This window comes from Aeromonas sp. QDB68, assembly GCF_027707405.1.
In the GTDB taxonomy this organism is placed as follows: domain Bacteria; phylum Pseudomonadota; class Gammaproteobacteria; order Enterobacterales; family Aeromonadaceae; genus Aeromonas; species Aeromonas caviae.
Genome location: NZ_JAPCIQ010000227.1, coordinates 1 through 934, shown reverse-complemented (window position 1 = coordinate 934; position 934 = coordinate 1). Strand labels below are relative to the sequence as shown.

The window sequence follows — 934 nt, the reverse complement described above, 5'->3', positions numbered from 1 at the left end:
GAGGCAATGGCCTTCTCGACGTCGATCCCCTCAACCGCCTCAAGGAACCCTCGGCGAATGAGGAAGGGCCTACCGGCGATCTCCACCGAGGCCTCGCCCTCGCTCGCGATGGTGTCCAGATCATTCGGTCCGAAGAGCCGCAAGATATGCTGAAGGTCGGCCGGCGCACCAATCGTCGCCACCGCCGCAACGTCAGGCAACTCGGCCGCGGCTACGATCGCAGCGGTGCCACCCAGGCTGTGCCCGACAAGGAGGGAGGGTGACATACCCGCCGCCGCCATCGCCTTTGCGGCAGCCCTAAGGTCCTCGACGTCCGACGCGAAACTCACAGGTTCCCCCGACCCACCGCTGATCCCGGTTCCGGCGAAATCGAACCTCAAGACCCCGATGCCCGCACGCGACAGCGCGCGCGAGATGTAAACGGCGGCGCGACTGTCTTTCCCGCAGGTGAAGCAGTGGGCGAAGATCGCCCAGCCCCGCGGCGTTCCCTCTGGCGGTTCGAGGTGCCCGGAAAGCTGAGAGCCAGCTCCACTCGCAAACGTGAATGTTGTTTCTGCCATGTCCATCAAACCTCCAGCTCGCGGCTTGGCGGTTGCGCTCTCAGAACCTTCGACGGAGCTGAGCAGAGCGCACCGCCAACCAGTAGGCGTCATCTCAGAGTATCATTTATATGTCTGGCGCATATAGACAAGCCCCTAGATCATGATTATATGCGCCAAGCATATTTCTGTGGCCTGCTTTCCGAAGGCGGGCTCACGGAAGAGGCATCAGTCAGGCGCATGGGCCAAAGGACTATGGAACTCAATCAAGTCAGCTATTTCATCAACTTGGCCGAGACGCTGAATTTCACAGCAGCTGCTCGCTTGAGCGGTGTGTCACAGCCAAGTCTGACCCGCGCGATCCGCCGCTTGGAAGATGAGCTTGGCGGGCCGCT

General features: G+C 61.5%; 2 protein-coding genes. One reads left to right on the top strand and one right to left on the bottom strand.

Annotated elements, in window-relative coordinates:
- Positions 1 to 566, bottom strand: a 566-nt coding sequence (locus PG892_RS22365) for an alpha/beta hydrolase (RefSeq protein WP_270825919.1), incomplete at its 3' end; no start/stop codon positions are given.
- Positions 567 to 710: 144 nt separating this feature from the next.
- On the opposite strand from PG892_RS22365, the gene PG892_RS22600 reads away from it, so the two are divergent.
- Positions 711 to 934, top strand: a 224-nt coding sequence (locus tag PG892_RS22600) for a LysR family transcriptional regulator (protein WP_333563694.1), incomplete at its 3' end; no start/stop codon positions are given.